Source organism: Streptomyces sp. NBC_01304 (assembly GCF_035975855.1).
Lineage (GTDB): Bacteria > Actinomycetota > Actinomycetes > Streptomycetales > Streptomycetaceae > Streptomyces.
On record NZ_CP109055.1, the window covers coordinates 7,452,003 to 7,476,359 of the forward strand.

Below are 24,357 nucleotides of genomic sequence, written 5' to 3' on the forward strand. Positions count from 1 at the left end.
CACCCGGAACGCCAATTCTACTCTGTGGGGTAGGGGTGGCAAATGGGATCCGCTCCCAAGTCCTTCATATCAGATGTGACCTATCCTGCGCCGATGCTCTCCTGCCCGCCATCACCGTCAGCCGCCCCGGCGCGCGCCTCGCGCATCTCCTCAAGCCTGCGACGGGCCACCGCCGACAGCCCCGGCCCACCAGGATCGCGGCGCACCGACTTCAGTACCCGCTCATTCGCCTCCCGCTCGGCGGTCTTGAGTCGCTCCTTCTGTGCCCGTTGCTCCGCCTCCCGCTGCTGTCGCGGACTCGTACCGCAACCACGGCAGGAGCCTCCTGGGCGGTCAGGGTGCGCGGTGCACGACGGCGGCGCGGTCTCGCCAGTTGGGGACGGAGCGGCACCGGACTCCCCTGCTGCGTCAGCTGCGGGGGGAGGGGGGTTCTTCTCCTGTGGGTACTTGTTCTGGTTACTAACTAGAAAGCCTGAAGAACCGGCGACGGGTTCACCGACGCCTGGTGAACCGACGCCTGAAAACCCGGTTTCGGTCCCCTCATCTTCCTCGCGACCCCCATCTGCGGCCTCCTCGACCTCCCGCTTCAACCTGCGCTCGACCCGCCTGCCCACCTGCCGCACATACTCCTCAGCCGCCCATTCCTGAGCGGTGTCGTACACCTCCGTGACCCTCGCCAGCGTCCCGTCATCCAGCCGCTCGGTCACCACCCGGTAGTAGCCACAGTTCCGCAGCTCCCGCAGCGCGCCCTGCACCGCGTCCCGGCCCTCCTTGCCCGCCTTGGCGATCGACTCGGCCCGCACCTTCCAGTCGTCCGGCTTGGCTATCAGGAAGGCGAGAATCCCTCGCGCGCGAAACGACAGCCGGGAGTCTTCAAGGGTGGCCGTCGGCAGCACTGTGAACCCGGTGCTGAGGTGGCGGCGCAGAATCGACACGGAACATGCCTCCAGGGCAGCAGAGCTTCGAAAAGATCAAGAAAGAGGGCGAACCCCGCACCGCCCGTGCGGGGCCGCCACAGAGGCCGTCAGGCGGCTTTACGGGCCCGGCTGACCTTGATGGTGCGGGCGGTCTTCTGGCCAGCGGCCTTGCGCCGAGGCACGGCCATGCCGGCGCGGCGCAGGATGGACACCATGGCCTCCGTGTCCGGGATCATCGGCACCGCCAGGTCGGCGTCTTCGAACTGCTCGACCATCGCGGCGACATCGGTCTCTTCCCTGTCGTTGCCCCCGCTCCAACCAAGGTGGTTGTCCCCGTAGTTGCCTTCCGGCGAGTTGTCGAGCATCGCCCGCGCCATCTCCTTGGCCTGCTTGGCATCCCGGAGCCGCTCATGCGCCCGCACGTAATCGGCGAGAGCCCTGGCCCGGTCCTCGTCATCGTGGATGAGAGTCGTCTGCGCAGGCTGGCCCGGCGCCACCCCTGGCCAGCAGGCCTGGACGAACGGGCAGTTGTCGCAGATCACCGACAGGCCGGGGCCGTCGTGGTCGCGCCGCAGTTCCTCCGGCGATTCCGCCTCCGTAACACGGTCCACCCACCAACGAGCCTGGGCAGCCAGCCACTCGTCGAACGCGAACTCCTGGATGTGCTCCTCACCCGTATCGCGGCACACAAAGCGGAACCGGACACGCTGCACGTCGACCGGACCGAGCCGGTGCAGATACCGCTGACCGGGAACATCAGCGAACCCGACCGTGCGCAGCAGGTCGGCGTACAGCAGGACTTGCCGCATCTCCGCGGCTGTCGGCCCGTATCTGACGACGCGATCCCAGACGCGGCTCGACTTCGTCTTCACGTCCTCCACCGTCACGACCTCGGCAGGTTCAACAGGCCTGTGCCGCCTGGGCAGCCGGGCCGCAGTCGCGGTATCCAGCTGGACGACATCAATGTGGCCGCGCAGCGTGGCATCGGCGACGGTGCGCTCGATGAGCCACCCATACTCGCGGCGAGCATCCTCAAGCAGCCCCTGGTGAATGTACGTCCCGAGGATCGCTGCCCGCTTGTCCCCGGCATTCGTACGCTCCGCGCCGGCCAGAATGTATCCGGCCCGGCGTGAGCAGATCGTGTCCGACGCCCCCAACTGGGTCTGCACAGACCGGGGGCGGCGGGAGTCGGCAGCGTGCGCGGCATCCCAGATCGACAAGGAACCGGGTGCACGGAAGGTTGTGGCGGTCACGGCAGTCTCCTAGAGGGCATGCCGGGGCCCGGCCCGTCACGGCGGGCCCCGGAAGAGAAAGAGGGGGTTCGAGGGTCAGGCGGCGGTGAACTCGTCGGACGGGAGCTCCTCGAAGCCGTCCGTGACCTCTGCGTCCTGGCCCTGCTGCTCAGCCGCAGCGGCCCGCAGCCGCGCCACGTCGTCGCTCGTCGGGTCGCTGAACTTCTTCGGGTTCTTGACCTCGGCGGCCTTGCGCTCGATGGCAGCCCGCACCACAAGCACCTCGTTGCGGCTGAGATCCTCGTCCGCTTCGACCTGGCGCCACAGCTCCTTCAGGCCCTCGACGCCCTCCTCGGACGCCTTGTGGACCTTCGGCATCCACTGCTGCGCCAGATCCCCGGTCAACTCCGGGGCGACCTTGGGCTGGTTGTGGATCGAGCAGCCCATCAGGCCGAACACCAGCCTCTCGATGGAGAAGTCCGGCAGCGTCTTCGGCCTTCCGCTGCGCGGCACCTCGAACTTCAGCGACCGGGCACCAATGACCTGCGGATCGCTGTCACGCTGCAGGCGCACCCACACCGTCGCGTCGTACGCGAGGGACTTGTGGCCCTCCACCCGCCAGTCCCTCGTCTTCGGGATCGGATCCCCGTTGCCGTCCACGGCGGCTACTTCCTTGCCCCGGGCGAGCAGGATCACGATGCCCGGCATGGTGCGCACGAGGTACATGACCCGCTGCCACCGCTCGGACGCGTCGTTCCACAGATTCATCGAGGGCTTGATCTCGGCATCCGGCTCGTAGCGCAGCTTGTCCTGGTTCTTCGAAGTGCGGCGGGCGCGCTCGTTGGTCCAGTTCACGAGCATCCGCCACAGCATCGACACCGAGTCGATGACCAGGACGACCGGCTTCTCCTTCGCGGCGGCCGCGCGCCTGGCCTCTGCGTGCACGGCCTCTATCTGGCCGAGGATGTCGTGGTAGCTGCCGTTGTGCTCGATCAGCAGATAGTCCGCGCCCGGCACGTTCGCGTATTCATCGGCCGTGTCCTCGCCGAGCTCCAGCCAGTAAGCCTGCCCGGTCTGCTCCGAGCCGGTGAACGCCGCAGCCTGGTGGCTCTTCCCGCTCTTCTCCACGCCTTCGATCAGGATGATCGGCCACGGGATAACGCCTGTGGGTTTCCGGGTGCGGAGCTTCGGTACAGGGTGGTTCATGCACTTCTCCAAGAGATGCGTGTATTTATCGCGACCTATGTCAAGGGGTGCGGAGCTCCCGGGTCTCGAAGAGCAGCAACCACTCCGGATGTCGGCTGAGCAGCATGCGCACATAGCGCGAACGGAAGTCGTTGTTGAGCTTGAACGGCTCACCCCGCGTCGCGCGCCCATACTGCCAGCGCAGCACCTCGAACAGCATGCCGATGCCGATGCGCCGCAGGCCGCGCTCGGCGCAGTCGGCGGTCAGCTTCTCCAGTTGCTCCAGGATCCAGGGGTTGAGCTGATGGAACGACTCGAAGCGTTCCTGGATGCTCACCCCCTTGCCGGCCGGTTCCGGATGCCGTAGTGGCGCGATGGGCAGCTCCAGCTGCACAGGAAGCATGACCTCTCCCTTCTCATTTCTATCGCGACCTATTCTGCGCCACAAGATCCGGCGATAGTGCCGACCCCTTCCCCTTCTTTGTTGAATTCTACTCTCTTAATGGAGGGGGTCAACTCAGCTCAAACGCAGTGCATTACAGGGCCATCGCCGCGACCTGCCCTCACCGGCCAGATGGAGCGATCCCCGCGAATGTGGCCAAGGCGACACGAAATCGGCGCGCCAGACCGTGAATCTCAACTCGCACTGAGGGCCATCAACGAACGTCCCGCGGGGAGCAGGCGCCTACCCGCGTCCCTCTCACCCGCGGGCGGAAGAACGTCAACGCCTCCGGTCGGCCGCCGCAGCGGAATCAATCGCCCGTCTCCGAGTTCACCGTCGCCTTGTTCCCCCGCTGCGAGAAGAACGAACCCGGGCCCGCGTACCGGCCCTCACGCAATGCCGCGGCCACCTCGTCGCGCAGCACCCAGATCTTCTTCCGCGACATCTCCATCGTCGTCGGAGCATGGGCCAGCACCGTGTCCAGGAGCCACACCTTGGAACCCGACAACTCGTAGTCAGGCGCCGGCACCTGGCCCGAACCGGAGAGTGCCGCACTGCTGACCGTGAACTCACTCACGCCGCCGAACAGCTCGCCGTACTCCTGAGCACCAACGAGCGGCGGAAGCTCGGCCTTCTTCTTCGGACGGTAGCCAGCCAGCTGTTCGTCCTCGAGCGCGGCGAGTTCCTGCTCATCCAGCTGCCGGCCACGACTGCCCGGGGGCAGCGCCAGGGCGATCACGAGCCCTCCGGGCCAGACCGGCTTGCCGGAGACAATCACCGCGTCCTCGTAGGAGAGGACACCCTTGTACACCCAGTTGTTGCTGACTGCCGCGGGCTTGATCTTGTAGACCCGGCCAATCTCCATGCGTCCGAACAGCAGTGGCTTCGCCACTCCAGCCACCTCTCTCCGCTACGACGTGCTTGAGAGAGCAGAATAGTGGTAGCTGGTCCAGATCCGATGGCCGAGGCCCGTGACCTGGGCTTTGTTAGGCTGAAGCCGCACTTTCCAAGAGGTGCACGAGACCCCCAGACTTGCCGATGCTCTGGGGGTCTCCGCCTTCCACGAAATGAGCGGTGCCCCCCACAGGCTGTGGGGGGCACCGCCTATTCGACGGACATCAGCGAGCCTTCTCGTAGGCCTCACGGACGGCGGCCGGAACACGACCTCGATCGCTGACCTCGAACCCGTTCACCTTCGCCCAAGCTCGGATCGCGGACGAGTCGTCCCTGCCGCCGGTCGACGCCTGGGACTTCCCCTTCGCCTTCGCGGCACCGCGAATTCGGCGAGCGCCGTCAGCTTGGAGATACGGATTCAAGAGCTCGAGGAGCTTCTCGTAGTTTCCATCAGTGAGATCGATATCGACCCCAGCGCCGTCGATGAGGATGCTGTGCGTGGCGATGTCCGACGATTCCTCGCCGGTCAAGTCGTCCACATATGTTGTGACTACCTTCTGGGCCATGCGGGGGATCGTAGGCCACGTTCAGCCCGATCCAACAATCCTCTGCACAGGGGCTGAGCTATGCCAGACCTCCCGGCTGCCACACGCATGCCCGATGAGCCCAACTGCCGTTCCTCGATATCAACCAGAAGCGTCACTGCCCATGCGCAAGCCACGCGCCCAGCGCCGCGACGACTGAGGCCTTCCGCCACTCAGCGAAGAACCAATCCTGCTCGGCGGAGGGAAGCGCAGACAGAGTCGTCGCAGCACCCCGCGGGATGAAGATCGACCACAGATCCGACCACGCCCTCTCTCCAGCGCCCCGCGCAGGCTCCAGGGCTATGGTCCCGGGCTGCCTCGTGTCATCGGCGAAGACGTGGAGATCCCCGGACGCGTCCACGTACACGGCGGCACTCACGAACCGGCACACCCGATCCTTCGTACGGTCTGCCAGATGCGTCAGCCCGCCAGGCCCAAACGCCTCCAGTGCATGCTTGACCATGGGCCCAGGCCACCCGCTGAACTCGTCGATGTAGAAACCGGAATCCTCCACGAACAGCGGCCGGCCAAGGGCAGCGAAAGCCTGCCGGGCCTTGTGCCGAGCGATCTCCTCAACCGACACTGTTTGGATCTCATCCAGTTCCAGAGGCACCTGCTCGATCTCGATGCCCCATGGAGCCAGATGCTCCTGCGCGGTACGGAACTTGCCCGGGTTTCCTGTGCACATCGCCAAGACATGACCGGCCATCGGTGAAGCCGTCCTCTCTCTAATGCGTGGCGCCACCGGCTCGTTGAAGAAGTCCAGCGAGGTGTCCGACCGGTAGTTCTCCATCGGACTTGGGGCGCAGGCCGCTACCTGCTGGTTGCTGGGCGCCGGGCAGCCTGCGCGAACAGCCACACGGCCAGTGCCTGGACCATGGCCAGTGCCACAGTCCCTGCGGCGACGGCCGCGGTTGTGGGAGCACGGTGCGCGGCGGGCGCGGACGCGACCACCGACGCGCCGACCAGCAGGAAGACGATGCCAGCGAGCAGGACCCCCACCACCGCGGCCGCGCGCCACAACAGTGCATGCCGCCATCGGACGAAGCCGTCCCGCCAGGCGCCTTCGGCGGGCTTGAGCTCGCACTCCTGGAAGAGCGCCTGTTGTACGTGGCTGTGCGCCTCTTGGGCCCGCGCGTACATCAGCCAGCCGCGCAGCAGCCACTCGTCGTGTTCCTCGCGGGAGAGCGTCCCGTCTGCGGGCAGCACCTGCAGTGCGTCGTGTGCGGCGGCGAAGGCGGCCTTCGGATCGCCGCCGTGCAGCAGCGCGTCGGCGCGATTGAGCAGCTCCTCAATCTGCATCAGTCGGGGGTCGTCGATCACCATGGCGGGGAGTCTGCCAGGCGGCACGGTGTTGCGGCAGGGGCTAGCGGTGGAGTCGTTTTGTTCAGGCACCGTCGCATTCGGCGACGAGTCCGGTCCGGATGCGGGCGAGATGCTCGCGAAGCGGCGTCCATGGGAACGGCTGGATTTGATCACCGGGCAGCACGATCACTCCCCACTCCTGGAGTGCACGCAGCGATCTCGCGTACACGGGGTGGCTGCTCAGGCTGGCGTTGGCCCACGGCGCCACCACGACGGGGCGCCGCGCGCCGATCGCCTCAGCGGCCACGGCCAGAGCGAGGGTATCGGCGGCCCCGACGGCGAGCTTTGTGATCGTGTTAAACGTCGCAGGCGCCACCATCACGGCCTGAGCCTGCGGCAACTCCTCGGGCGCATCGGGGACGAAGTCCCAGTGCACTGCGTGCTGCGACTCGCTCTCAGCGGCCGCGACGTCGAGGAAGCGCAGCCCTACGGGGCTGGGCACGATGTACGGGTCCCAGCCGTCGCCCCGAAGTGCAGCCGCGAAGCCGGGCAGGTCCCTGGTTGGACGTGTACCGCAACCGACGAGATGAACCACAGGGTGCACAGCAAAGCCTCCTCCCACCAGGTGCCGATCATGGCACCGTCAGGAGGAGGCCGCAGGCCGCTTGGAACTGACCGCTTTGCCGCGACAGTCCGCGGCCGGCTCGGGTCTAGAGGCGTGTCGGGACGGGCGGTTCCTGATGGAGTGCCTTGGAGGTCTTGCGGTCCTCAGCCCGCTGCACGGCTTCGCCGGTACCGAGGACCGCAGCGACCAGGGCGAGGATCAGTCCTGTCGGTAGCCCGTCCACGTAGTAGGCGATCAGCGAGAGTGCCGCGGCGGCGATGGCGTAGAGGCGGGTGCTGTGGGCGTGAATGAAGTCGGTCAAGGTGTCAGTTCCCGTAGGCGAGTCGGTGCAGGAGGTCCCAGCCGCGGCGGCCGATCGAAGGATCGTTGGGGCGGCCAGTGGTGAACAGGTTGTGCTTGCGGTTGAAGCCGGCCACGGCCTTCTGCGTCTGGGGCCCGTAGTTGTCGGAGAGCGGCACCGACCGGTCGAGCCAGCCGGTGTCCTTCAGTGCCTTTTGCAGGCTCTTCGCAGACGGTGACGAGCGGCCCGGAGCAAGACCGTTCGGAAACGGAGGCGGCGTGTACGTGCCCCCGGCTGTCGTTCCGGGGATGGTGAGCTTCTGCCCGGCCTTGATGACGTACGGGGCTGTGATCTTGTTGATCTGAGCAAGGCGCTCCCAGCTGACACCGAGCTTCTTGCCGATGCCGGAGAGCGTGTCGCCGCTCTTGACGACGTATGTTGCTGCCCCGCCATCCTTCGATCCCGCACCCGAACTGCCGCCGGAAGGCTTGGACTTCAGTCGCGTGGCGACCTGGCCGCGGAGCCAGCCCATGGTGAAGCCCTTGGGGTCGATCTTTCCGGGCTGCCACTCCTTGTGCCCGATCACGCTCGCCGAGCCCCACCCGTGCGCGCGGCACAGCGCGGCCGAGACCCGCTCGATCGCCTCCAACTGGGCGGCAGGCCAGGGGTCATGGCCGTCGCCGAGGTTCTCGCACTCGAAGCCGTAGAAGGACGTGTTGCCGTCGGTGTCGGCTTGGTTCGCCGAAGGAAGGGGCCGCTCAGCGGTGACCGCACGGAGCACGTCGCCGTCCCCGCGGCCGGCATGGTTGGCGCGGCCGTTCCCGACCAGATGGACCGTGCCGTCCTTCGCGATCACACCATGGCAGAGCGGGCCGGGAAGCCCCGAGTAGCCGCGCTCGCAGATACTGACGGTGTTGCTCGTGCCGGAGGTCACCGTGTGGTGGATCATCACGCCACGGACAGGCCCCCAGGGCCCCTTGTGGTTTCGGTTGTGGGACTGCCAGCCAGACCGCTCGACGACACGTACGCCTTCAGCGTGCAGGGCCGCGACCAGCCGGTCAGGGGTAAGAGGTGTTGCCAACTCGGCGCTCGAAATCTCCCCGCGCCCGAACTTGATGTTGAACCTGCTCGCCTATGCCCTACGGCGGTGTCCCGCGCGAGACGATCCACAGCTGCAAGGCCATGAGGAGCAGCGGGGCCACGAAGGAAGAGATCACCAGGCGCCTCGTCGCTGCAGCCTGCGCCTGGTCCTCCCGGCGCTGCTGCTCGGCCCGATCCAGACTCTGGTCATGCTCACCGCGCAGGGCGGACAGGCTTGCCTCGACCTGGCTGATGCGTTGATCGACTGCCCGCTGATCGGCCCGGTATACGTCCTGGGTGACGACCTGGTCGAGGCGTGCGGCGAGCTGTGCGAGGTCACCACGGAGATCCTCACGCAGCTGCGAGACGGCACGGTGCAGCTCCCACAGTGTGGGCTCGGCGCTCGGCGGCACGGACACCGCGATCACTCCTGGCGGCCCCGTGCCCTGATTTGATCGTAAGGGGCCCAAGAGCACTGCGGCCGCGGAAAGTTGATCAAGAAGCGTAAACTGACGTCCAGTCGGGGACGGACGGTGTGCATTCGAGGAGCAGCAGATGACGTGCTTATCTGCACTCCGTCTCCATGGCGTCTATAGCTTGCCTTCAATGCTGTGCCCCGATGAAGCCGCTACTCACATATGGGGAACTCATGCTTGCCAAACGTCGGGTCATGACCGGAGCTATAGCCGTGCTGCTCATGCTCGGGATAGCTGGATGCGGAGCTGACACAGAGGTGGAGAAGTCGATCGGCGACGTACGCGAACTCGTTGAGCCTCTCCGAGAGGCCTGGGACGCGGAGTGGAAGGCAGTTAAGGACAAGAGGGATCCCGAGGAGGTGAAGAGCGCGATCGAGGAAACAACGCTCCAGGCTCAGGCATCAGTACACGATTTTGAGCGTGTCTCCCGACGCGCCCCAGCCGAGACGCAGGACTTTGCGGACGCTGCCGAGGACTGGTGCCAGGCGATCATCAAGTTCCACGCGAACCAGCAGGTGTCCGCGGGTGACGATGCCGGGGGCGTGTATCTCGCGGCCGTTTACACGTACCACAACAACATGGACTTGGCCGCGAAGGAGTTTGACGTCAAGCCCTGGACGCCACGCAAGAAGTAGGCCTTGCACGGTAACTCCTCTGAGCAGAGCCATAGTTCAGCGGGGAAGGTGTTCGATGACGCGGCCTGTTACGTCGAGTTGGCCGAGCCGTTCTCCGCTGCAGAGGCACGGACGGGGACAAGATCGGTGAGTTCCTGCCCGCATCGCATGCAGATGCCCCGGTAGGTGGGCGGCTCACTGTTGGCGTAGAAGGCGGCTGTGAAGGGCTGGCCTTCGACCGGGCATTCCGGTGTGCGGCAGGTTGCGGCCATGGTGACCGGTGCTTCTTCGTCCATGGGTGTGTCAGTCCTCTCCCATGATCATCCAGTTGACCAGGGTCTTCGTGTTGTTGGTGCGGTGGAGCCAGATCGTCAGTCCGCTCGACGAGACGCCTGTGACACCAACGCCCAGGACCTTGTCGCCCGGCGCTGACGTGACCGGGGTGACGAACGCACGATGGTTGGTGCCCTTGATAGTGCCGCCGGTGAGTGTGACCGAGGTGGGCTTGTTCGGTACAGGCGTGATGGTGGAGGTGCCGATCGAGATGTTGTCTGCTCTCAGCACACCAGCCGCCCGGATGGTAGGTGCGGACACCGTTGCCGCCTTGTCCACGAGGGTCAGGCTGCCGCCGCCAGCGTGGAGTTGTGCCAGGTTCTTGTTGAGGTACAGGCGGCCGGCCACCGCGTCGGCCCCCTTCACGGTGATGCGTTCCGCGGCGAAGAAATCGTTGCCGAAGAACGTGCGCCACCTGTAGGTGCCGCCGCTGTCAGGGTCGGTGAAGCTGCCGGAGTTGATGCCGATGTTCGCATCCGAGGTGCTGCCGCTGACGTTGACGAACGCCTGGTTCGTCCCGTCCACGGACGACCAGTAGATGTAGGGGTAGGCGGCGTTGGGCTCCATGCCGATGCTGGATCCGTTGCTGCCGATCGCCCGCAGGCGGGAGGCACTGAGAACGAGACGGGGCCCATCGGGGGCTGTCTGGATGGTGGCGCCGGTAATGGTCTTGCCGTTGATCGCGTTCGCGTCGAGCTTCTCCGCTGTGATCGACCCGGCCTTGATGTGGGTTGCCTCGATCACCCCTGCTTTGATCTTGGTGGCTGTCACCGCGTTCGCGGCCAGTTGGTCGGCAGTGACCGACAGTGCGGCCAGCTTGTCGGTGGTGACCGCGAGCGTGGCGATCTTCTCCGCGGTGACACTCAGCGCGGTGAGCTTGTCGGTGGTGACAGCCCCTGCCGCGACCTTGGTCTCGGTGACCGCACCCAACGCGATCTTCGCTTCGGTGATCGCCTGTTGGGCAATCTTGGTCTCGGTGATGATCCCGTCGAGGACGTCCTGGGCGACGACCACCGCCGGCCCCGTCGGCCCCGCGGTGCCGGAGGGCTGCGCACTAGCGGTGCCGGACAGGTTCCGGGCCAGCAGTCGCACATGGACCGGCTCCTCGGCAGGGATGGGCACGGTGCCGCCGCGTGGGGACTCGATCGTGCCGACCTGGGTCTCTTGTGTGGGCTCGAAGTCCGCAGTTGGTGAGGAGTGGACTTCGATGCGGGAGAAGTCCAGCGGAGCCACATCGTCGCCCACGAACCGGCCATCCCACGTGACGGCGACCCCGCCGAGGACGGCGGTGAGAGCCGGGGTAGTGGGGGTGGGTGGAGGAGGGCCGTTCACGTGCACGATGCCGCTCGTGCCGTCTGCCTGCTGGCCGATGACCGCTCGTAGGGAGCCGTTCTCGTCGTATACGTCGACGGCGCCGTTCTCGAGGCTGGCGTTGGCGAGCTTCGGGGAGCGGATCGCCGTACGGAGGAGCTTCTCCAGGCGGGCGAGTCGGGTACCTATGTCGGTGGGCAAGAAGATCAGCGTCCTTGGTGAGATTCAGGCGGCGGTGGCGTACTGGTGGGCGCCGGCCGGTTCGAAGCGGATGGTGGCGGTCTCGCCCTGCTTGGTATCGGGGCGGATGGTGTAGCCGGTGATGCGGCACCAGCCGGACCAGGTGCCCCACTCGTTGCGGACGCTGACCTGCACGTCGTCGCCGATCTGCCACGACCCGATCGGCGCTGACGGATGGTCGCGGACGGTGATCTCGGCGACGTGACCGAGGTTCTGCCGCCAGGCCCGCTCGGCCTTCGCCCGTTGCGCGAGCACGTCACGGCCGCGCACATCCGGGAGTTCGAGGACGTGCTCCAGACGCAGCCGCTTGTTCCGGACGGCTTCGATGGCCCGCTGCTGGGAGCGGCCCTCGCCGGTGCCGGTGGCGATGACAACCTGCGCGTATTCGTCGGCACTGTAGGTGACCGGCGTCGAGTCGATGATGTTGATGCCGGTGCCGAAGGCGATATCCGTGCGGCGGGCGCCGAGCCGCGGGTAGCCGAGCCGGATGCGGCGCACCGGCTGGTGGTTACTGTCCCACCAGGTGGCGCACGTGTAGTCCGGCGAATCCGGGTCCTTCACAAGGTCGTCGAGCAGGTCCCCGAGCACCGGGTTCTCCCACCAGCGCGAATGCCACGGCTCCGACGGCGTCCCGACCGTCGTCTTCGACGTGGTGCCATCGACGCTCACGCCGAGGTCCCCGTCCGGGACGGACTGCGCGTAGGCGGCAATGTCCCGGATGACCTTGCACGGGTCGGCGCGTACGTACGGGCCGCGGCCGCCGAGCTCACCATCGAGGTCGTGCCGGCGGTGGAAGTACGAGGACCAGCCCGCCGCCTCGACCTTCATCTCGTTGCCCTCAGGCTCGGTCTGCCAGATGAGGCCACCCCAGCGCAGCAGCCCATTGCGCTCCACATACAGCAGAGTGTTGCCCGGCTCGGCGAGCTTGGGGTACGACCACAGCAGACGGGGAGACAGCGACCCACGCAGTTCGCCCGGCCCGTTCAACTCGGGCCCGAACTCCACATCTGTCAGGGGAAGATGAGGTGCTAGCCATTCGCCGGTGAGGGCGTTCTGCGTCATATACCGGTATCCCACGCTGACTACACCGGGCCTTCGGTGAACTCGATGTCAGTGATGATCGACGTGCCGCCGTCCACGCTCAGGTCACCCTTCCAGTTCGCGGACATGGCGGCCTGCATGTACAGCGTCTGCGTGGTGCCCCGGTATGAGGCGGGCAGCGTGATGGTGTCGGCGACGACGGCGGTGGAGCGCCGTACGACCTTGCCCTGGTTGTCGTCGACGACGGTGTCCTGGCCCTCGATGCTGCCGAACACCGGCTGCAGGCGGCCGTAGAGGGAGTCGAAGTCCATGCGCAGGCCGGCCAGGGTGATAGTGAGGATCAGTTTCGTTGCCCACTCCGGCACTGGTATCTGCCAGCGCGCCTCCGGCGGCCAGTTGTGCCACTTGTCGTCATCACGCCACGCCTTGGTGAGCTTGCTCGGATACGCCGTATACAAGGTGCGCTCGCGGCGCGGGTTCGCGACCTTGCGCAGGTCACGAATCATCGCCGCCGTGATGGTGCCGGTGCTCGCCGGAATGTCGAGGCGCGCCAACGCCACCCCCGTCACGCCCTTCGGTACTGCCGTGGCGGTGGAGGAGACGTTGGGGATGACGTCGAAGAAGTTGATCGCATCCGTCGCCGGGTCCAGACCGCCCTCGAACTCGGGGTCCTGCACGCGCAGCACGATCAGATCCGAACGCGGCACCGCCCCCGTCTGCGCGATCGGTACGGTGGCCGGGCCGATGTTGTAGGCGGTGTAGGAGCCCTGCCACATGTTGGCCTTGCCGCGGATCACCGCCGACCCGTCCCCGACCTGCACCCCGCCCCCAGGAACCGGCAGGGGAGTGACCTTCAAATCGGGTGCCTCGGTGACCCCCTCCATGCCCCGCGACAGGTCCTTGATCATCATGCGGAAGGTCTGGGCACTGTGCGTGGCACCGTCGGTGAGCAGGGGGGCTTGCGCGAGCGTCATGAAGAAGGGATCTCGTCTCTGTCTAGAGGGCGGTGTAAGCAGCCCGCCACACCACGCTGAGGCGGGCGGTCGCGGTCGGGTCGGAGGCGGTCCAGCGGATCTCGCTGCGCCCTGGAGGCAGGCGGAAGGCCTCAAGGTTCGAGGTGGTGGCGACACTGCCGCCGTTCTCGCGGGTCACCACACACCGGCCGGGCCGAGTGTCGATACGCGCCCACTGGCCGGCGGCGAGCGTCACGTTCAACGCCACCGAACGGCCCGTCTCCACATGCGTGACGACGGGATTGGCGCACGGCCCGTGCACGGTGATCACCGGATGGGCGTCGAGGTTGCCGACGTTGGTGACCCAGCCCGGCCGGTTCTGCCCCGACGGGTTGCCGCTCGTCACATGGACCGGCGCCTGCACGGGCGCGGTGAAGCCGCCGCCGGACAGCCAGCCCAGCCGCAACTGCTGCCGTTCCTCAATGTCGGCGTAGTAGCGCGGGTCGGCGGAGAACTCGACGTCGAGGGGAATCCAGCCGTGCGCCGCCTCCGCCCATTTGGCCTCGAGCTTCTTCAACCGCCCGAGCAGAACGCGAACGGGGGAGCCGGGCCACTTGATGCGCAACGGCATCACCGCCCCACCGACCGTACGGACCCGCGGATTGTCGGCGATGGCCTCCAGGTCGGCGAGGATCTGCCGGGCCGCTGCCGGATCACCGGGGGTCTTGATGCCACAGTCGATGCGCAGAGTGCGACCCTCATACCAGTCCGGTGCCGCCCAGACACCATCCGCACCAGGCTGCTCAACCAGCTCTCCGCGCGTACCAGGCCGGGCAAGGCCCTCGATCTCCGCGATCGGAATGCGGGTGTTGTGTCCAAGGACGACGCCGCTGAAGTCCAGCTGGAAGTCGCTCAGTTCAGGGATGTTCATCGTAGGGCTCCTCCACGCCTGGCCCGGCGCATCTGGTACGAGACGGCGGAGGCGATGTCGTCGGCAGTCGCCCCGGCACGGGTGACGTGGATGGTCTGACTGCCGATCGCCGGGGCCTGATGCACCACGACGACCCGGGCACGCCCACCGGCGGCATCGACGAGCTTCCTTGGCGCGAGTCCGTAGCCGAACCGGTCAGCGACCTGACCCAGCACCGCCGTTGCCCGGCCGCGCTTCGAAGCGGCGAACGGCAGGTACGCCTCCCCGCCCGTCGAGCGTTCAGCGAACTTGATCAGCCCGTTCCCCGACGGCGGATAGACGCCGGGCTCCCACATGCCGCCGTTCGCGTACGCCTTCCCGGCATTCGCCTTCACCAGATCGGCAAGAAACCGGTCGCCCTTGCTGCCCGTGGCCTTGATCTGGCCCTTGCCTCGGTTGGCGATCTCGATGAGCCGGTCCTCGTCGATCCCTGTCGACTCGGCCACCGCGTGAATGCCGCGGCCCTTGGCCAGGGCGCCGATGAGCTTCACGAAGTCGCCGAGCTGATCCGAGTCGAGGGTCCTCCCGGCTGCCTGGGCCGCGCTGTTGGCCTGCTTCGCCTTCTTCTTGTCGCGCACAGCCTGAGCGGCGAGCGCCTCTGCGTTCTCGTCACCCTGCTCGGCCAACCGAGCGGCAAGCGCCCCGTACCCGCCGGAGGCCAGCTTGGCGAGGTCGTTCTGGAACGTCGTGGAGTCCTTGACCGCGTTCTGGAGCTGGCCCGTGTAGTCGCCCAGCGTGGCCTTCGCGGTGCCGGCGAGCTTCGTGAGCTGCGCGGCCATGTCCCGCACGTACCGGCTAGAACCGTGGGCCATCTTGCGGGTGAGCGCGACACCGTCCTCGCCCATCTCCTCCAACGCCTTGGCGACATCGGTGCCGGCCCGCCGTGACACCGTCGCCAAGTCGTTGCGCCAAGCAGAGGCAGTGCGAACGGACTTGCGGAGGTTCCGCTCGAACATGCCCAGATCGAAGTGCTCACTGCCGCCCTTGCCCTTGCGCTGCGACTTCGAGACGACATCCGAGATGCCGAAGCCGGAGCCGCCGAGTGGCTGGTACGACCAGTTCGACAGGCCGCCGCTCGCATACCAGTCAACATCGCCGCCGAAGCGCCGCACGACTTCCTCGACGATGGCCTTACTGCGGGGCCGCTTGCCGGCAGCCAACGGCACGTAGGCCTCGCCGTGCGTCTCCGGCTCCGCCCACACCCGCATCGCACCGGCCGGGGCGATTTGCGCGACGTGGTTCTCGCGGACACCACCGTTCGCGTAATAGTCGATCACCGAGCCGCGAGCCTGCGGGGCCTGGATCGAGTCCGGGATGCCGTTGCCGTCCCGGTCTGAACTATTCGGCTTGAGGAACACGCCGATGCCGATCGACCGGCCGCTGATCCCGTTGATCGCGCTTTGGATTCGGCTGGCCGCATCCGTCGCGCCGGCCGTGGGCACGGTGACGGTGACGTTCTTACTGCCCGGCACTTCGGCGATCTTGAAGCCAAGGTCCTCCAGTTGCTTGCGGGCCTCCCCGGTCGGCGCGCTCACCGTGACGCTCTTCCCGCCCGGCACACCGGCGATCTTCTGCTTGACCGCCTCCAGGCTGTCGATCGTCGCCTGCGTCGACGCGGTGACGTTGACGTGCTTTCCACCCGGGGTCTGCAAGAGTTTCGCGACCAGAGCGTCCAGATCGCTTCGGGCACTGTCGGTGGGGGCCGTGACCTCGACCTGTCGGTTCTTCAGATCCTTGATCTTGAAGCCCAAGTCTTTGAGCTTCTGGCGGGCCTCGTCGTCGAGCGAAGTGACGGTGATGGTCTTCCGCTCTGGAACAGCCTTCAAAGTCTGCTGTACCGCAAAGAGTTGAGCCTGCACCGACTCCAAGCCCCTGCTCTCCAGCAGGATCGACACCTGCTCCGGGATGAGCGCGGCATTGTCGGCGAGCTTCGCTGCCTGATCCGCTGTGAGACCGAAACCCTCAGCGGTGGAGATCGCGGACTCGCGGGCCGTGAGCATCTGGTCCTGCGCGGCCTTCAACGCCTCCGGGACACTCTTCCCGTTCGCTTCGGCGTACTCGTAGGCCGCCATCGCGGCTTCCGCCGAGTTCGTCGACAGCCCCTGCAGCAAGTCGTACAGCTTCTGCCCATTACGCGTGACCGTGGACAGCGAACCATCCAGATTCAGCAGGGACTTGCCATATCCCTGAGCGTTGTCGACGCCGCCCTTCAACGACTCGGCCGCATCCGACACGGACCGGTTCAACCGGGCCTCAGCAGCAGACAAGTTCACTGAACCGCCGGCCAGGATGTCCAGAGCGTCATGCAGGGCACGAGCCCGGGAGTCTGCGTCCGCAGTCGTGTCCGACAGACGGCGCATCGCGTCACTGAACTTCCCGAACGGGCCCACCGCGTCGGCAGCCGAACGGCCCCCAGACCCTGTGGCGTCAGCAAGATCGCGGGCGTCCTTCACCGCCTGGGACATCTCGCCCTTGACGGAACCCAGGGCTTCAGCAGCGTCGTGCGCACGCTGGCCCACGTCGTTGTACATGACGCCGCCGCCCTTCACCGGCTCCAGGTTGATCGCGGCGACGTCCTCCATGTGCTGCTGGAGCTTGCCGAGCCCGTCACCCTGGCTGAGGTAGGCGTCGGTGAGCTCCCGGATGGGTACCCCCGCCTTCGACATGACGTCGACCAGGCGCTCTTTGCCATCCAGGACTTTCGCGTCCATCAACGACTGCGCGGCCGCAGTTCGGACGCTTTCCGTCACGGCACCGTTCGACTCGCGCAGCGCCTGAGTGAGGCTGCTGATCCGCGACTGATGCTCGGCCGCCGCCTGGGCGGCCTTCTGCTGGTGGGAGGCGAGCATCGACAGCCCGACACCCGCAGCAGCAAGCGCCACACCCCACGGTCCGCCGAGTGCACCCATGAGGCCGCGGGCCGCACCACCGACACCAGCGCCGATGGCACGGGCCACTCCGGTGATCGGTCCGTTGGCGTTGCGGAACGCGGACGCCATCTGACCCACCACCGGAATGCGGGTCTGCACCACCGCAAGAGCCTGACCGATCCGGCCAATCGACTGTCCCTGCGCGGCCGCGAGTGTCTGCTGAAGCCGCATCTGGTCCCCGAGAGACCGGTACGCGCCCACGACAGGCCCGGACACCGTCTGACCGAGCCGCGACATCATGGGAGCCACTCGGCGCGCCAGGAGCATCGCGATGATCGCCGTCTGCACCGGCCCCGGCAGCGCCCCAAACCCGCGCACCAGGCCCGCCACAACGTGCCCGATCGGGACCAGCGCACCCGACACGGTGCCCGCGGCGGCCGAGACCAGGTTCAGGGCGGTGACGATGATGTCGAGCGCGGTCCCGCCCGCATCCGCCTCCTCGGCCACATCGCCGATGGCGTCGGCGACCGGAGAGACGGCGGAGCCGACGTTACGCAGGATGTCGATGACGGCGCGGCCGCCGTTGATGAGGACGTTGAACCCCGCAGCCGCGGTGTCGAAGGCAAGGTCCTTCAACGGCCCGCCCAAACCGCCGAGCGATTCACCGACCTCGTCAAAGCCCGCCGAGACGGCCTTGGACACCGACGGGCCGGCCAACGTGTACAGGTCGTGGACGTAGTCGATGGCTGCTGCCATACCGGGCGTCGCCGTGGCCATCCCGGAGGTCAGCAGGCGTGTGACCTTCTCCAGACCGGGCGCGGCCGCCGTGTAGAGGACCTGCCCGGTGTTCGAGGCCTGGGTCTTGAGCTGGCTGACCGCCCCCGCAAGGCCCTTGGTCTGGGAAGCGGCAATCTCCCCGGCCGCGCCAGTGCGGGCGATCGCCGTGTGCATCTGGTCGAAAGACTCGACACCCTGATGCGCCAGAGCCGACGCACCCGCGAGAGCGGGCTTGCCGACCACGTCGGCGAGGGAACCCAGGAAGTCCTTCTGGGACATCCGGTTCTGGGCCTGCTCGAAGCCCTCGATCACCGTGCGCAGGCCCTTGAAATTGCCCTGCGCATCCCAGGCTTCGATACCGAGCTCGGAGAGCCCACGCTTCATCCGGGCCGTGGGCCTGGACAGGTTGGTGAGCATCCCGCGCAGGGACGTTCCTGCCTTGGAGCCGAGGATGCCGGAGCGGGCCAGCATCGCCACCGCCGCCGACGTGTCCTCGATGGAGATGCCCAACTGGGCGGCGACCGGCCCGGTGTAGGACATCGCGTAGTAGATGTCCTGCAGCCCGCCCGAGGCGGCGTTCGCCGACGCCGCCAGCACATCGGCGGCACGACCGGCGTTGTTCGAGCTGAGCCCGAACTGGTCCATGACGTCGCCCAAATACCGGGCGGCGTCCGCCGCGCTCAGGTTGTCGGCAGCGGCGAGCTGCATCGCAGCCCGCGCATTCGCGATAGATGACGTACTGGTCTGGCCGGCCTTGGCCAACTCCAGCATCGAGTCCGCAGCCTTCGCCGCCGACGTACCAGGAAGCTTGAGATCGGCGCCGAGCTCACGGGCCTTCGCCGCGGCCTGCACCATCTCCAGACCGGACGCGTTGGTGACCGCGCCCCACTTGTTGATCGCCCGCTGGTACTCGTTGCCTTCCTTCGCGATCTCCGCAAGCCCGGCAACAATTCCTCCGCCGACCAACAGGCCGCGCAGGTGGTGGGCTTCCTGGCGGGCACCGAGCAGCCCGTGCCGGAGCTGCCGCATCGACGCATGCCCATCCGCACCGACACGGCGCAGACCAGCACGAGCACGATCGGAATCACGGGTCAGAGCCCGCAGCCCGGTGGAAGAGCCGCGGGCACCCGTCCCGATCTGGTTGAGATGCCTGTTGAGGGAGGCAGTATCGCGGCCCAGGCCGCGCATGGCGCGAGAAGCCTGCCGGATCTCCGACAGGAGATGGGAGAAGTCCGCCCGCGCCTGAACACTGAGCGTGTACGACGACACCTGCCGGTGCCCCTACCTCCCCGCGCCCCTTCTCCTAGCCCCCAACCCTCAACCACCCACTACCGCACGGCTCGCGGCACCAGACCGATCCGCACCCCGTACCCATCCGGGCCGTCGGGCACCTGGTCCTGCTCGTGCGCGATCAGCTCACAGCCGGTGCAGCGCACGCTCGTGGTGACGTACGCGAACCGGTCACCACCCTGCTCCTCGTCCCACTCCGCGGCCCGGGTCCCACACTGATCGCACAACGTCCGCTGATACGCCACAAACGACAGGGCCTTCGCCCGGTCCAGCTCAGTCCAGCGGCCATCACCGGCGCCGAGGAACTGCGAGTGCGGGATACCCCAGCGGTCGCACAGCTCCAACTCGGTACGGAGCTGTACGTCCGTGATCAGCCTTTTCCCAGGTCCACGGTGCTGGTTCGCACGATCTGCTGGGCCTGCCACGCGGCCGCGAACAGGGCATTCGACTCAGCAACCGGCCAGGAGTCGAGGAGATCCTGCGCGTCCTCATCGCTCATGCCCTCCACGGCGTTGCGCTCGTCGTCCCGCTCGATGTGCGCGGCAGCGATCAGAGCCGCAGGGAACGTCTCCGGATTCCAAGCATCCCCGTCCTCGGCCTGCGCCTCGGTCGGAGGGAACCGCTTGATCAGCCCATCGAGGATCGGCCGCGGCAGCGCCTTGAATGTCAGCTCGACCGAGACATTGTCGAAGAACTCCTGCGCACTCTCGACCTCCTCTTCGGCCTTCGCCGTCGCGTCGCTGTGCGCGCGGCCGTTCTCCGCATCCGCCATCCGGCAACGGGCCAACTCCCGCAGCATCTCGTCCAGGTGCCGCTTGGCCTCCTGGTCGTCACAGATCACCAGCGTGTACTCAGGCAACTGTCGGGCACGAAGCCGGGCCAGCTTGCTCGCCCAATGCGCGTCACGGGCAACAGCCTTGGCCGACGGGGCAGGGGAGGGCTTGGTCTCCGTGGACACCGGCATCACTTCTCGACCTTCGGCGCCACAGCAGCAGGTACTGCGGCGTCCTGCGTCGGCTTCTCTGTGATCGAGAAGTTCACCGTGAACTTGGCCGCTTCGTTGTCCGTCGAATAGTTCGGCGACCGCGATCCAATCCGAACCGGGAAGACGTCCATGGACCGCGAGGCAGGCACGTCGCCCTTGCGCAGGAAGACGACCCAGCCGGTGTCGTCCTTCTTCAGGAGCTGCTCGATCTCGTCCGACACCTTGTCCTCGTAGAAGCCGAGGGAGGAGTCGTCGGCCTGGTCGGTGCCGGGGATCTTCGACTCGAAGGTGCTGCCGAGGTCGGGGGTTTCGATGGCCTGGTTCTGGAGCGTCCAGCCGTCGATCGCCGCGATCGTGTCGGTCAGGTCGGTGCCGGCCGTGAGCTCAGCGCGGGTGGGGACGTGGCCGGTGTCGGTGACGCTCTTGAGCCACAGGACGCGGGTAACTCCGCGCCGGGAGAACTTCTTTACCTGCAAGGTCTGCTGTCCGATTCCGGGACGGCAGCCAGGTCAAGCGAGTTGGGGTGGCCCCGCCCCTCGACGACGTGTCGGGGAACCGGCCCATCCCGGTATCGGGTGGGCGTCCGCGCGGGGCCTCCGCGGTGAGGAAGCGAGCCAGGCCCGCCGGTGACGGTGGCCGCGAATCACTACATGCAGATCACGATACTGTCGCCAACGCTCAGCTCTGCTGGCGCTGACGAATTCCCTGCTGGTCGAGCTCCCGGCCCCGCAGACAGCAGCCCTACCTGGCACACAACTTTCGGAGGAGACATGGATCGTCCAGCCGAGGACCACGGAGTGACGGATGGGAACGAGCTGGGCAGTTGGCCCCAGAGCGAGAGCGTTGACTACGAAGTGGCCCTTGAATTGGTCGATCAGGTGGTCGCTGTCCACAGCTCGTTCTTCTTCTACGCGAAGACGGAGGAAGAGAGAGAACTGCATCGGGCGGAGGTGGTCAAGTATGCGAAGCGCGGGAGGAGTTGGATCTCCTCGACAGGGCAGAGCTCCAGCGAGTCGTTGCTGAGTACGCAGAGATGCTGCGGAGGCACAAGGGCGGATGAGCGGCTGACCTGTACACCTTGGCCCTCGAGGATCGAACCGGACGGCAAGGCGAACTACATACTTCCACTGGCGCTGAGGCGATACCTCTGGGAACTGGTCACGATCCCCTCGACGGCAGCGGAGGCGTCAATGCCGTCGTCAGCGTCAAGCTCGCGCGCCCACACATCAACTCCGGGTACATCCAGCGGAAACAGCCACACGCCGGACCCTCCCCGCTCCAATAGGGCTCGCCGTCCCCGGTCGGCCATCCACTCGGCCTGATCGGCACGGCCGGCCACCGAAGTCAGCTGATAGACGAGCTCCGCGTCCTCGGACAAGTCGGCCAGCGGAGCACCCCCTACCGATCCGCCCAGCGGATACAGGACGGTGTACGGGACCTCGGTGGGCTTCCCGTTCATCAACGGCAGTTTCCCAAGGCCGCATGGACGGCCTGTCGCCTTCGCGATCATGCCTTGGAGAGCCTTCGTCACCGGCGCGCGGTCGATCACAACTCGCCTCCAGCGAAGTACGCGGCCGCAGGACCTTCGATGCTGAGCACCCCGTACCGACACAGACCGAGCGCATCCCACTCCATGACCCCGGGCGTCGTGAGGATCGACAGACTCCGCTCACCGTCCTCATCGAAGACCTCGGCAACCACGACAGCCCTGGCCAGCAGGCCCCGTTCATGCTCGGCGAGCACGCCAGCAAGAGCGTCCTCGAGGTTGTTGCTCATGTCGCTCACAACGCTCCCGAGGCCGCGCTGCGAAGCTCCCGTACGAGGAGCGGCCCGAAGGCGTTGACTGCTGGCCCCAGGTGCGGGAACGGAGGCTGGTTGTAGTGGCGGCCGAGGCTGTCGATACCGACGAACCCGAACTCCAGCCGCCTGCCCTGCGGAGCGTTCGTGCCGATCTCACCCACGATCACGGGCCCGGCCCGGTGCACATCGGCCTGCCACGATGCCCGATACCGGCCGGTGATCACCCGCGGGCCCGGTCGGCCGGACGCATTGCGCTGCACCTGCACCACCAGCGCCTTCGCGCCGTGCCGCATCGCGGTCTCCGCCGCGGACACCGCAGCCTTCCCACCACGGTTCAACGCTGCAGCCAGCTGCGACGGATCCCGATATGTCCCGCCGCTCACTGCGCCGCCAGCGTCCGGTTGTGCTCCTCCAGCCACACGGTGCGCAGCACCGGGAACGACGACACTTCACCCAACGCCGATACCCGGTACGTACGGCCGACGGCTTGCTCATCACGGGCCTCAACGATCAGAACGGTGTCGTTCTCCCATACCTCGGGAGCCTCAAGAGGCAGCAGCAGCCGGTATCCGGCACGCACCTCCTGGACATACGCACTGTCCTGCCCCGAGCCCTTGCTGCGGATCCGCTCCTGGTGCGCGTACAGCCCCGCCTTGTCCTCGTACACGACCACCGGCGGCGCCGGCACAAGGTCACCGGTTTCCGGGTCGAGCATGTCCTCGCCACTGCCCCGACTGACCTGCACCTTGTCCGGCATCAGATGGCGCTCCGCGAAGCGGACGAGCCCAGACTGATCAAGCACCCGCAGCCCACTCCCTCAGCTGCGCCAGCATCCCGCGAGTCAGCTCACCCGGCCGCCCATCCAGGTCATCCCGGTCGAGAACAGCCTCGTCGAGCTTCTGCCAGTCCACCGCGTCAAGGAAGCCGATCACGACATGACGAACGTCCGCGGGCTCCACGACAACCTCGGCCAGGCCGTCGAACTCGACGCCACGCCAGCCCTGCTGTACGTACAGGGTGACCTCAGGGCCCTCGTCGACGGTCTGCGTGATCCGATACGCCTCGACTGCCGAGGCGACATTGTGCCCGTCGACCTCGATCACGGCCGGTTCATCCGGACGGGCAGCGATCCGAACGCGCTGCGGCTCCAGGTACGTGCTCATGATCCCGACCCTAGGTGCGCGAAACGCACCCTCTCCCGGTCAGCAGGAGTCGCTGCCCGAGCACGTCGCCTTGGCTGCCGTAGCGTGAACCGGGTCCTATCCGAGCTGCTGGCTGCATCGCTCGAACTGTGGCCCGCCCTTGCAAGACGCAGGGCGGGCCACAGCCACGCTCCCTGAGGCGGTTGGTCTGATTATTACCAGGCTGCTGTAGGTGGACAGCCTGAATCACCCCCGCACGCGGGTACAGCAGCGTTCCAGGAACAAGTCTGCCGGTTCTCGCGGAGAGTTACCGCTGCATACGGTCAGGCTCGCTGTCTGCGGCGTTACCGGGTGTGCGGTGATTGTTCTTGCGTGGGGGCAGGCGGTTGGGTCCGGGCAGCGCAGTGTGGTGAGACGGGTGCCCTACAAGCGTCCTGTTGGAGACAGCCGCCTGAATGATCTTGCAAACGCTCGCGAACTAGCCGTCCATTGCGCCAATTTCAGAGCCATCAAGAAGGTGCTCTGCCGGCCCGCCCCGATCTGGTCGCCGCCAGTGACGCTGGAGGTCCGGGCAGCCGCGAGCATGGCCGATTCTGTGCGCCCAACCGACCACACTCTATGGCTCAACTTCTCCTGAAGTGGGAGCTCTTCGCGTCGACGGGTGGCGGACGACCTTCGCCGGAGCGAGGGCGCCCGATGGCGAAATCAGAGCCCTTCCTGTTACGCAATGTGAGTGTCACGGGAGTTTGATGAGGGGCCCGCAAGCCGGGCATCCAGTGCTATTTCTGCAGGTCAAAGAGGTGCTCTAGGTCGCCACTGAGAGGTATCTCACTTGACGCCGGGAGCTGATGCAGCGTTAACTCCCGTCACTCGTGAATATTAGGTAACTCTGGGGTGGGGACTGTGGAGTTGAGGTGTGGGCATCGTCATGCCCGTGGACCTAGGCGCAGATCGCGTCGTGCTGATGGTGCCGGTCCTATAGGTCTGTTCGCGGTCACGTTGAGCGCCGCG

Annotated in this window: 27 protein-coding genes and 1 pseudogene; 1 reads left to right on the top strand and 27 read right to left on the bottom strand. The window is 66.7% G+C overall.

Annotated elements, in window-relative coordinates; translation table 11 throughout:
* Window positions 1-80: 80 nt before the first annotated feature.
* The 13 genes and pseudogenes from OG430_RS33055 to OG430_RS33110 form a co-directional block, all read right to left on the bottom strand.
* On the bottom strand, window positions 81-935 hold the full coding sequence (locus OG430_RS33055; RefSeq protein ID WP_327356304.1) for a hypothetical protein: 855 nt from the start codon (window positions 933-935) through the stop codon (window positions 81-83).
* 89 nt (window positions 936-1,024) lie between these two features.
* Complete coding sequence (locus OG430_RS33060; RefSeq protein WP_327356305.1) at window positions 1,025-2,170, bottom strand: PD-(D/E)XK nuclease family protein; 1,146 nt, start codon at window positions 2,168-2,170, stop codon at window positions 1,025-1,027.
* 75 nt (window positions 2,171-2,245) lie between these two features.
* Window positions 2,246-3,355 carry an AAA family ATPase gene (locus tag OG430_RS33065; protein WP_327356306.1) on the bottom strand — a complete coding sequence of 370 codons (1,110 nt, stop codon included), beginning with the start codon at window positions 3,353-3,355 and terminating at the stop codon, window positions 2,246-2,248.
* A gap of 40 nt (window positions 3,356-3,395) precedes the next feature.
* Window positions 3,396-3,737, bottom strand: a complete 342-nt coding sequence (locus OG430_RS33070; RefSeq protein WP_327356307.1) for a hypothetical protein — start codon at window positions 3,735-3,737, stop codon at window positions 3,396-3,398.
* Window positions 3,738-4,086: 349 nt separating this feature from the next.
* Window positions 4,087-4,668 carry a hypothetical protein gene (locus tag OG430_RS33075; protein WP_327356308.1) on the bottom strand — a complete coding sequence of 194 codons (582 nt, stop codon included), beginning with the start codon at window positions 4,666-4,668 and terminating at the stop codon, window positions 4,087-4,089.
* A 226-nt stretch (window positions 4,669-4,894) separates the two neighbouring features.
* On the bottom strand, window positions 4,895-5,236 hold the full coding sequence (locus tag OG430_RS33080; protein ID WP_327356309.1) for a histone-like nucleoid-structuring protein Lsr2: 342 nt from the start codon (window positions 5,234-5,236) through the stop codon (window positions 4,895-4,897).
* A gap of 133 nt (window positions 5,237-5,369) precedes the next feature.
* Window positions 5,370-6,047 (bottom strand): non-canonical purine NTP pyrophosphatase, encoded by a 678-nt coding sequence (locus OG430_RS33085; RefSeq protein ID WP_327356310.1) that lies wholly within the window; start codon window positions 6,045-6,047, stop codon window positions 5,370-5,372.
* Window positions 6,048-6,067: 20 nt separating this feature from the next.
* Window positions 6,068-6,580, bottom strand: coding sequence for a hypothetical protein (locus tag OG430_RS33090; protein WP_327356311.1), 513 nt, complete (start codon window positions 6,578-6,580; stop codon window positions 6,068-6,070).
* Window positions 6,581-6,641: 61 nt separating this feature from the next.
* Complete coding sequence (locus tag OG430_RS33095) at window positions 6,642-7,181, bottom strand: flavoprotein (protein WP_327356312.1); 540 nt, start codon at window positions 7,179-7,181, stop codon at window positions 6,642-6,644.
* 88 nt (window positions 7,182-7,269) lie between these two features.
* Window positions 7,270-7,485, bottom strand: a complete 216-nt coding sequence (locus OG430_RS33100) for a hypothetical protein (RefSeq protein WP_327356313.1) — start codon at window positions 7,483-7,485, stop codon at window positions 7,270-7,272.
* Window positions 7,486-7,489: 4 nt separating this feature from the next.
* Window positions 7,490-7,867 carry a peptidoglycan-binding protein gene (locus OG430_RS49525; RefSeq protein WP_442816747.1) on the bottom strand — a complete coding sequence of 126 codons (378 nt, stop codon included), beginning with the start codon at window positions 7,865-7,867 and terminating at the stop codon, window positions 7,490-7,492.
* Window positions 7,853-8,545 (bottom strand): annotated as a pseudogene (locus OG430_RS33105) (N-acetylmuramoyl-L-alanine amidase); the annotation flags it as partial. The gene OG430_RS49525 and the pseudogene OG430_RS33105, both read right to left, overlap by 15 nt.
* 58 nt (window positions 8,546-8,603) lie before the next feature.
* A complete protein-coding gene (locus tag OG430_RS33110) occupies window positions 8,604-8,963 on the bottom strand; it encodes a hypothetical protein (RefSeq protein WP_327356315.1) in 360 nt (119 codons plus the stop codon).
* A 200-nt stretch (window positions 8,964-9,163) separates the two neighbouring features.
* Here OG430_RS33110 and OG430_RS33115 point away from each other — a divergent pair, with 200 nt between their 5' ends.
* Window positions 9,164-9,655 (top strand): hypothetical protein, encoded by a 492-nt coding sequence (locus tag OG430_RS33115; RefSeq protein ID WP_327356316.1) that lies wholly within the window; start codon window positions 9,164-9,166, stop codon window positions 9,653-9,655.
* 68 nt (window positions 9,656-9,723) lie between these two features.
* Here OG430_RS33115 and OG430_RS33120 read toward each other — a convergent pair whose 3' ends face one another.
* The 14 genes from OG430_RS33120 to OG430_RS33185 all read right to left on the bottom strand — a co-directional run bounded on the left by OG430_RS33120 (window position 9,724) and on the right by OG430_RS33185 (window position 23,367).
* On the bottom strand, window positions 9,724-9,930 hold the full coding sequence (locus OG430_RS33120; protein ID WP_327356317.1) for a hypothetical protein: 207 nt from the start codon (window positions 9,928-9,930) through the stop codon (window positions 9,724-9,726).
* A gap of 7 nt (window positions 9,931-9,937) precedes the next feature.
* Window positions 9,938-11,479 carry a hypothetical protein gene (locus OG430_RS33125; RefSeq protein ID WP_327356318.1) on the bottom strand — a complete coding sequence of 514 codons (1,542 nt, stop codon included), beginning with the start codon at window positions 11,477-11,479 and terminating at the stop codon, window positions 9,938-9,940.
* Between the two features lie 24 nt (window positions 11,480-11,503).
* Window positions 11,504-12,580: a hypothetical protein gene (locus tag OG430_RS33130; RefSeq protein WP_327356319.1), complete on the bottom strand. Its 1,077-nt coding sequence runs from the start codon at window positions 12,578-12,580 to the stop codon at window positions 11,504-11,506.
* Between the two features lie 20 nt (window positions 12,581-12,600).
* Window positions 12,601-13,533: a hypothetical protein gene (locus OG430_RS33135; RefSeq protein WP_327356320.1), complete on the bottom strand. Its 933-nt coding sequence runs from the start codon at window positions 13,531-13,533 to the stop codon at window positions 12,601-12,603.
* Between the two features lie 22 nt (window positions 13,534-13,555).
* Entirely contained in the window at window positions 13,556-14,443 is an 888-nt protein-coding gene (locus tag OG430_RS33140; protein ID WP_327356321.1) for a hypothetical protein, read from the bottom strand.
* The gene (locus tag OG430_RS33145) at window positions 14,440-19,158 is read right to left on the bottom strand and encodes a phage tail tape measure protein (protein ID WP_327356322.1); all 4,719 of its coding nucleotides are present in this window, start codon (window positions 19,156-19,158) and stop codon (window positions 14,440-14,442) included. Before OG430_RS33145 ends, OG430_RS33140 begins: the two co-directional genes overlap by 4 nt.
* 299 nt (window positions 19,159-19,457) lie before the next feature.
* Window positions 19,458-19,763 (bottom strand): hypothetical protein, encoded by a 306-nt coding sequence (locus OG430_RS33150; protein ID WP_327356323.1) that lies wholly within the window; start codon window positions 19,761-19,763, stop codon window positions 19,458-19,460.
* Window positions 19,764-19,789: 26 nt separating this feature from the next.
* A complete protein-coding gene (locus OG430_RS33155; RefSeq protein WP_327356324.1) occupies window positions 19,790-20,377 on the bottom strand; it encodes a hypothetical protein in 588 nt (195 codons plus the stop codon).
* 5 nt (window positions 20,378-20,382) lie between these two features.
* Window positions 20,383-20,880 (bottom strand): phage tail tube protein, encoded by a 498-nt coding sequence (locus tag OG430_RS33160; RefSeq protein ID WP_327356325.1) that lies wholly within the window; start codon window positions 20,878-20,880, stop codon window positions 20,383-20,385.
* A gap of 638 nt (window positions 20,881-21,518) precedes the next feature.
* Window positions 21,519-21,953 carry a hypothetical protein gene (locus tag OG430_RS33165; protein WP_327356326.1) on the bottom strand — a complete coding sequence of 145 codons (435 nt, stop codon included), beginning with the start codon at window positions 21,951-21,953 and terminating at the stop codon, window positions 21,519-21,521.
* Window positions 21,950-22,180, bottom strand: a complete 231-nt coding sequence (locus OG430_RS33170; RefSeq protein WP_327356327.1) for a hypothetical protein — start codon at window positions 22,178-22,180, stop codon at window positions 21,950-21,952. Before OG430_RS33170 ends, OG430_RS33165 begins: the two co-directional genes overlap by 4 nt.
* A gap of 5 nt (window positions 22,181-22,185) precedes the next feature.
* Window positions 22,186-22,623 carry an HK97 gp10 family phage protein gene (locus OG430_RS33175; protein ID WP_327356328.1) on the bottom strand — a complete coding sequence of 146 codons (438 nt, stop codon included), beginning with the start codon at window positions 22,621-22,623 and terminating at the stop codon, window positions 22,186-22,188.
* A complete protein-coding gene (locus OG430_RS33180; protein WP_327356329.1) occupies window positions 22,584-23,006 on the bottom strand; it encodes a DUF6093 family protein in 423 nt (140 codons plus the stop codon). Before OG430_RS33180 ends, OG430_RS33175 begins: the two co-directional genes overlap by 40 nt.
* On the bottom strand, window positions 22,999-23,367 hold the full coding sequence (locus OG430_RS33185; protein WP_327356330.1) for a hypothetical protein: 369 nt from the start codon (window positions 23,365-23,367) through the stop codon (window positions 22,999-23,001). Before OG430_RS33185 ends, OG430_RS33180 begins: the two co-directional genes overlap by 8 nt.
* Between the last annotated feature and the right edge of the window lie 990 nt (window positions 23,368-24,357).

Bases quoted from the DNA above. Each gene is read 5' to 3' on its own strand.
- OG430_RS33135 (WP_327356320.1), bottom strand. From the start codon at position 13,533: ATGACGCTCGCGCAAGCCCCCCTGCTCACCGACGGTGCCACGCACAGT.
- OG430_RS33140 (WP_327356321.1), bottom strand. From the start codon at position 14,443: ATGAACATCCCTGAACTGAGCGACTTCCAGCTGGACTTCAGCGGCGTC.
- OG430_RS33170 (WP_327356327.1), bottom strand. From the start codon at position 22,180: ATGAGCAACAACCTCGAGGACGCTCTTGCTGGCGTGCTCGCCGAGCAT.
- OG430_RS33085 (WP_327356310.1), bottom strand. From the start codon at position 6,047: ATGGAGAACTACCGGTCGGACACCTCGCTGGACTTCTTCAACGAGCCG.
- OG430_RS33080 (WP_327356309.1), bottom strand. From the start codon at position 5,236: ATGGCCCAGAAGGTAGTCACAACATATGTGGACGACTTGACCGGCGAG.
- OG430_RS33145 (WP_327356322.1), bottom strand. From the start codon at position 19,158: ATGCGGCAGCTCCGGCACGGGCTGCTCGGTGCCCGCCAGGAAGCCCAC.
- OG430_RS33130 (WP_327356319.1), bottom strand. From the start codon at position 12,580: ATGACGCAGAACGCCCTCACCGGCGAATGGCTAGCACCTCATCTTCCC.
- OG430_RS33120 (WP_327356317.1), bottom strand. From the start codon at position 9,930: ATGGACGAAGAAGCACCGGTCACCATGGCCGCAACCTGCCGCACACCG.
- OG430_RS33065 (WP_327356306.1), bottom strand. From the start codon at position 3,355: ATGAACCACCCTGTACCGAAGCTCCGCACCCGGAAACCCACAGGCGTT.
- OG430_RS33185 (WP_327356330.1), bottom strand. From the start codon at position 23,367: ATGAGCACGTACCTGGAGCCGCAGCGCGTTCGGATCGCTGCCCGTCCG.
- OG430_RS33090 (WP_327356311.1), bottom strand. From the start codon at position 6,580: ATGGTGATCGACGACCCCCGACTGATGCAGATTGAGGAGCTGCTCAAT.
- OG430_RS33070 (WP_327356307.1), bottom strand. From the start codon at position 3,737: ATGCTTCCTGTGCAGCTGGAGCTGCCCATCGCGCCACTACGGCATCCG.
- OG430_RS33115 (WP_327356316.1), top strand. From the start codon at position 9,164: ATGAAGCCGCTACTCACATATGGGGAACTCATGCTTGCCAAACGTCGG.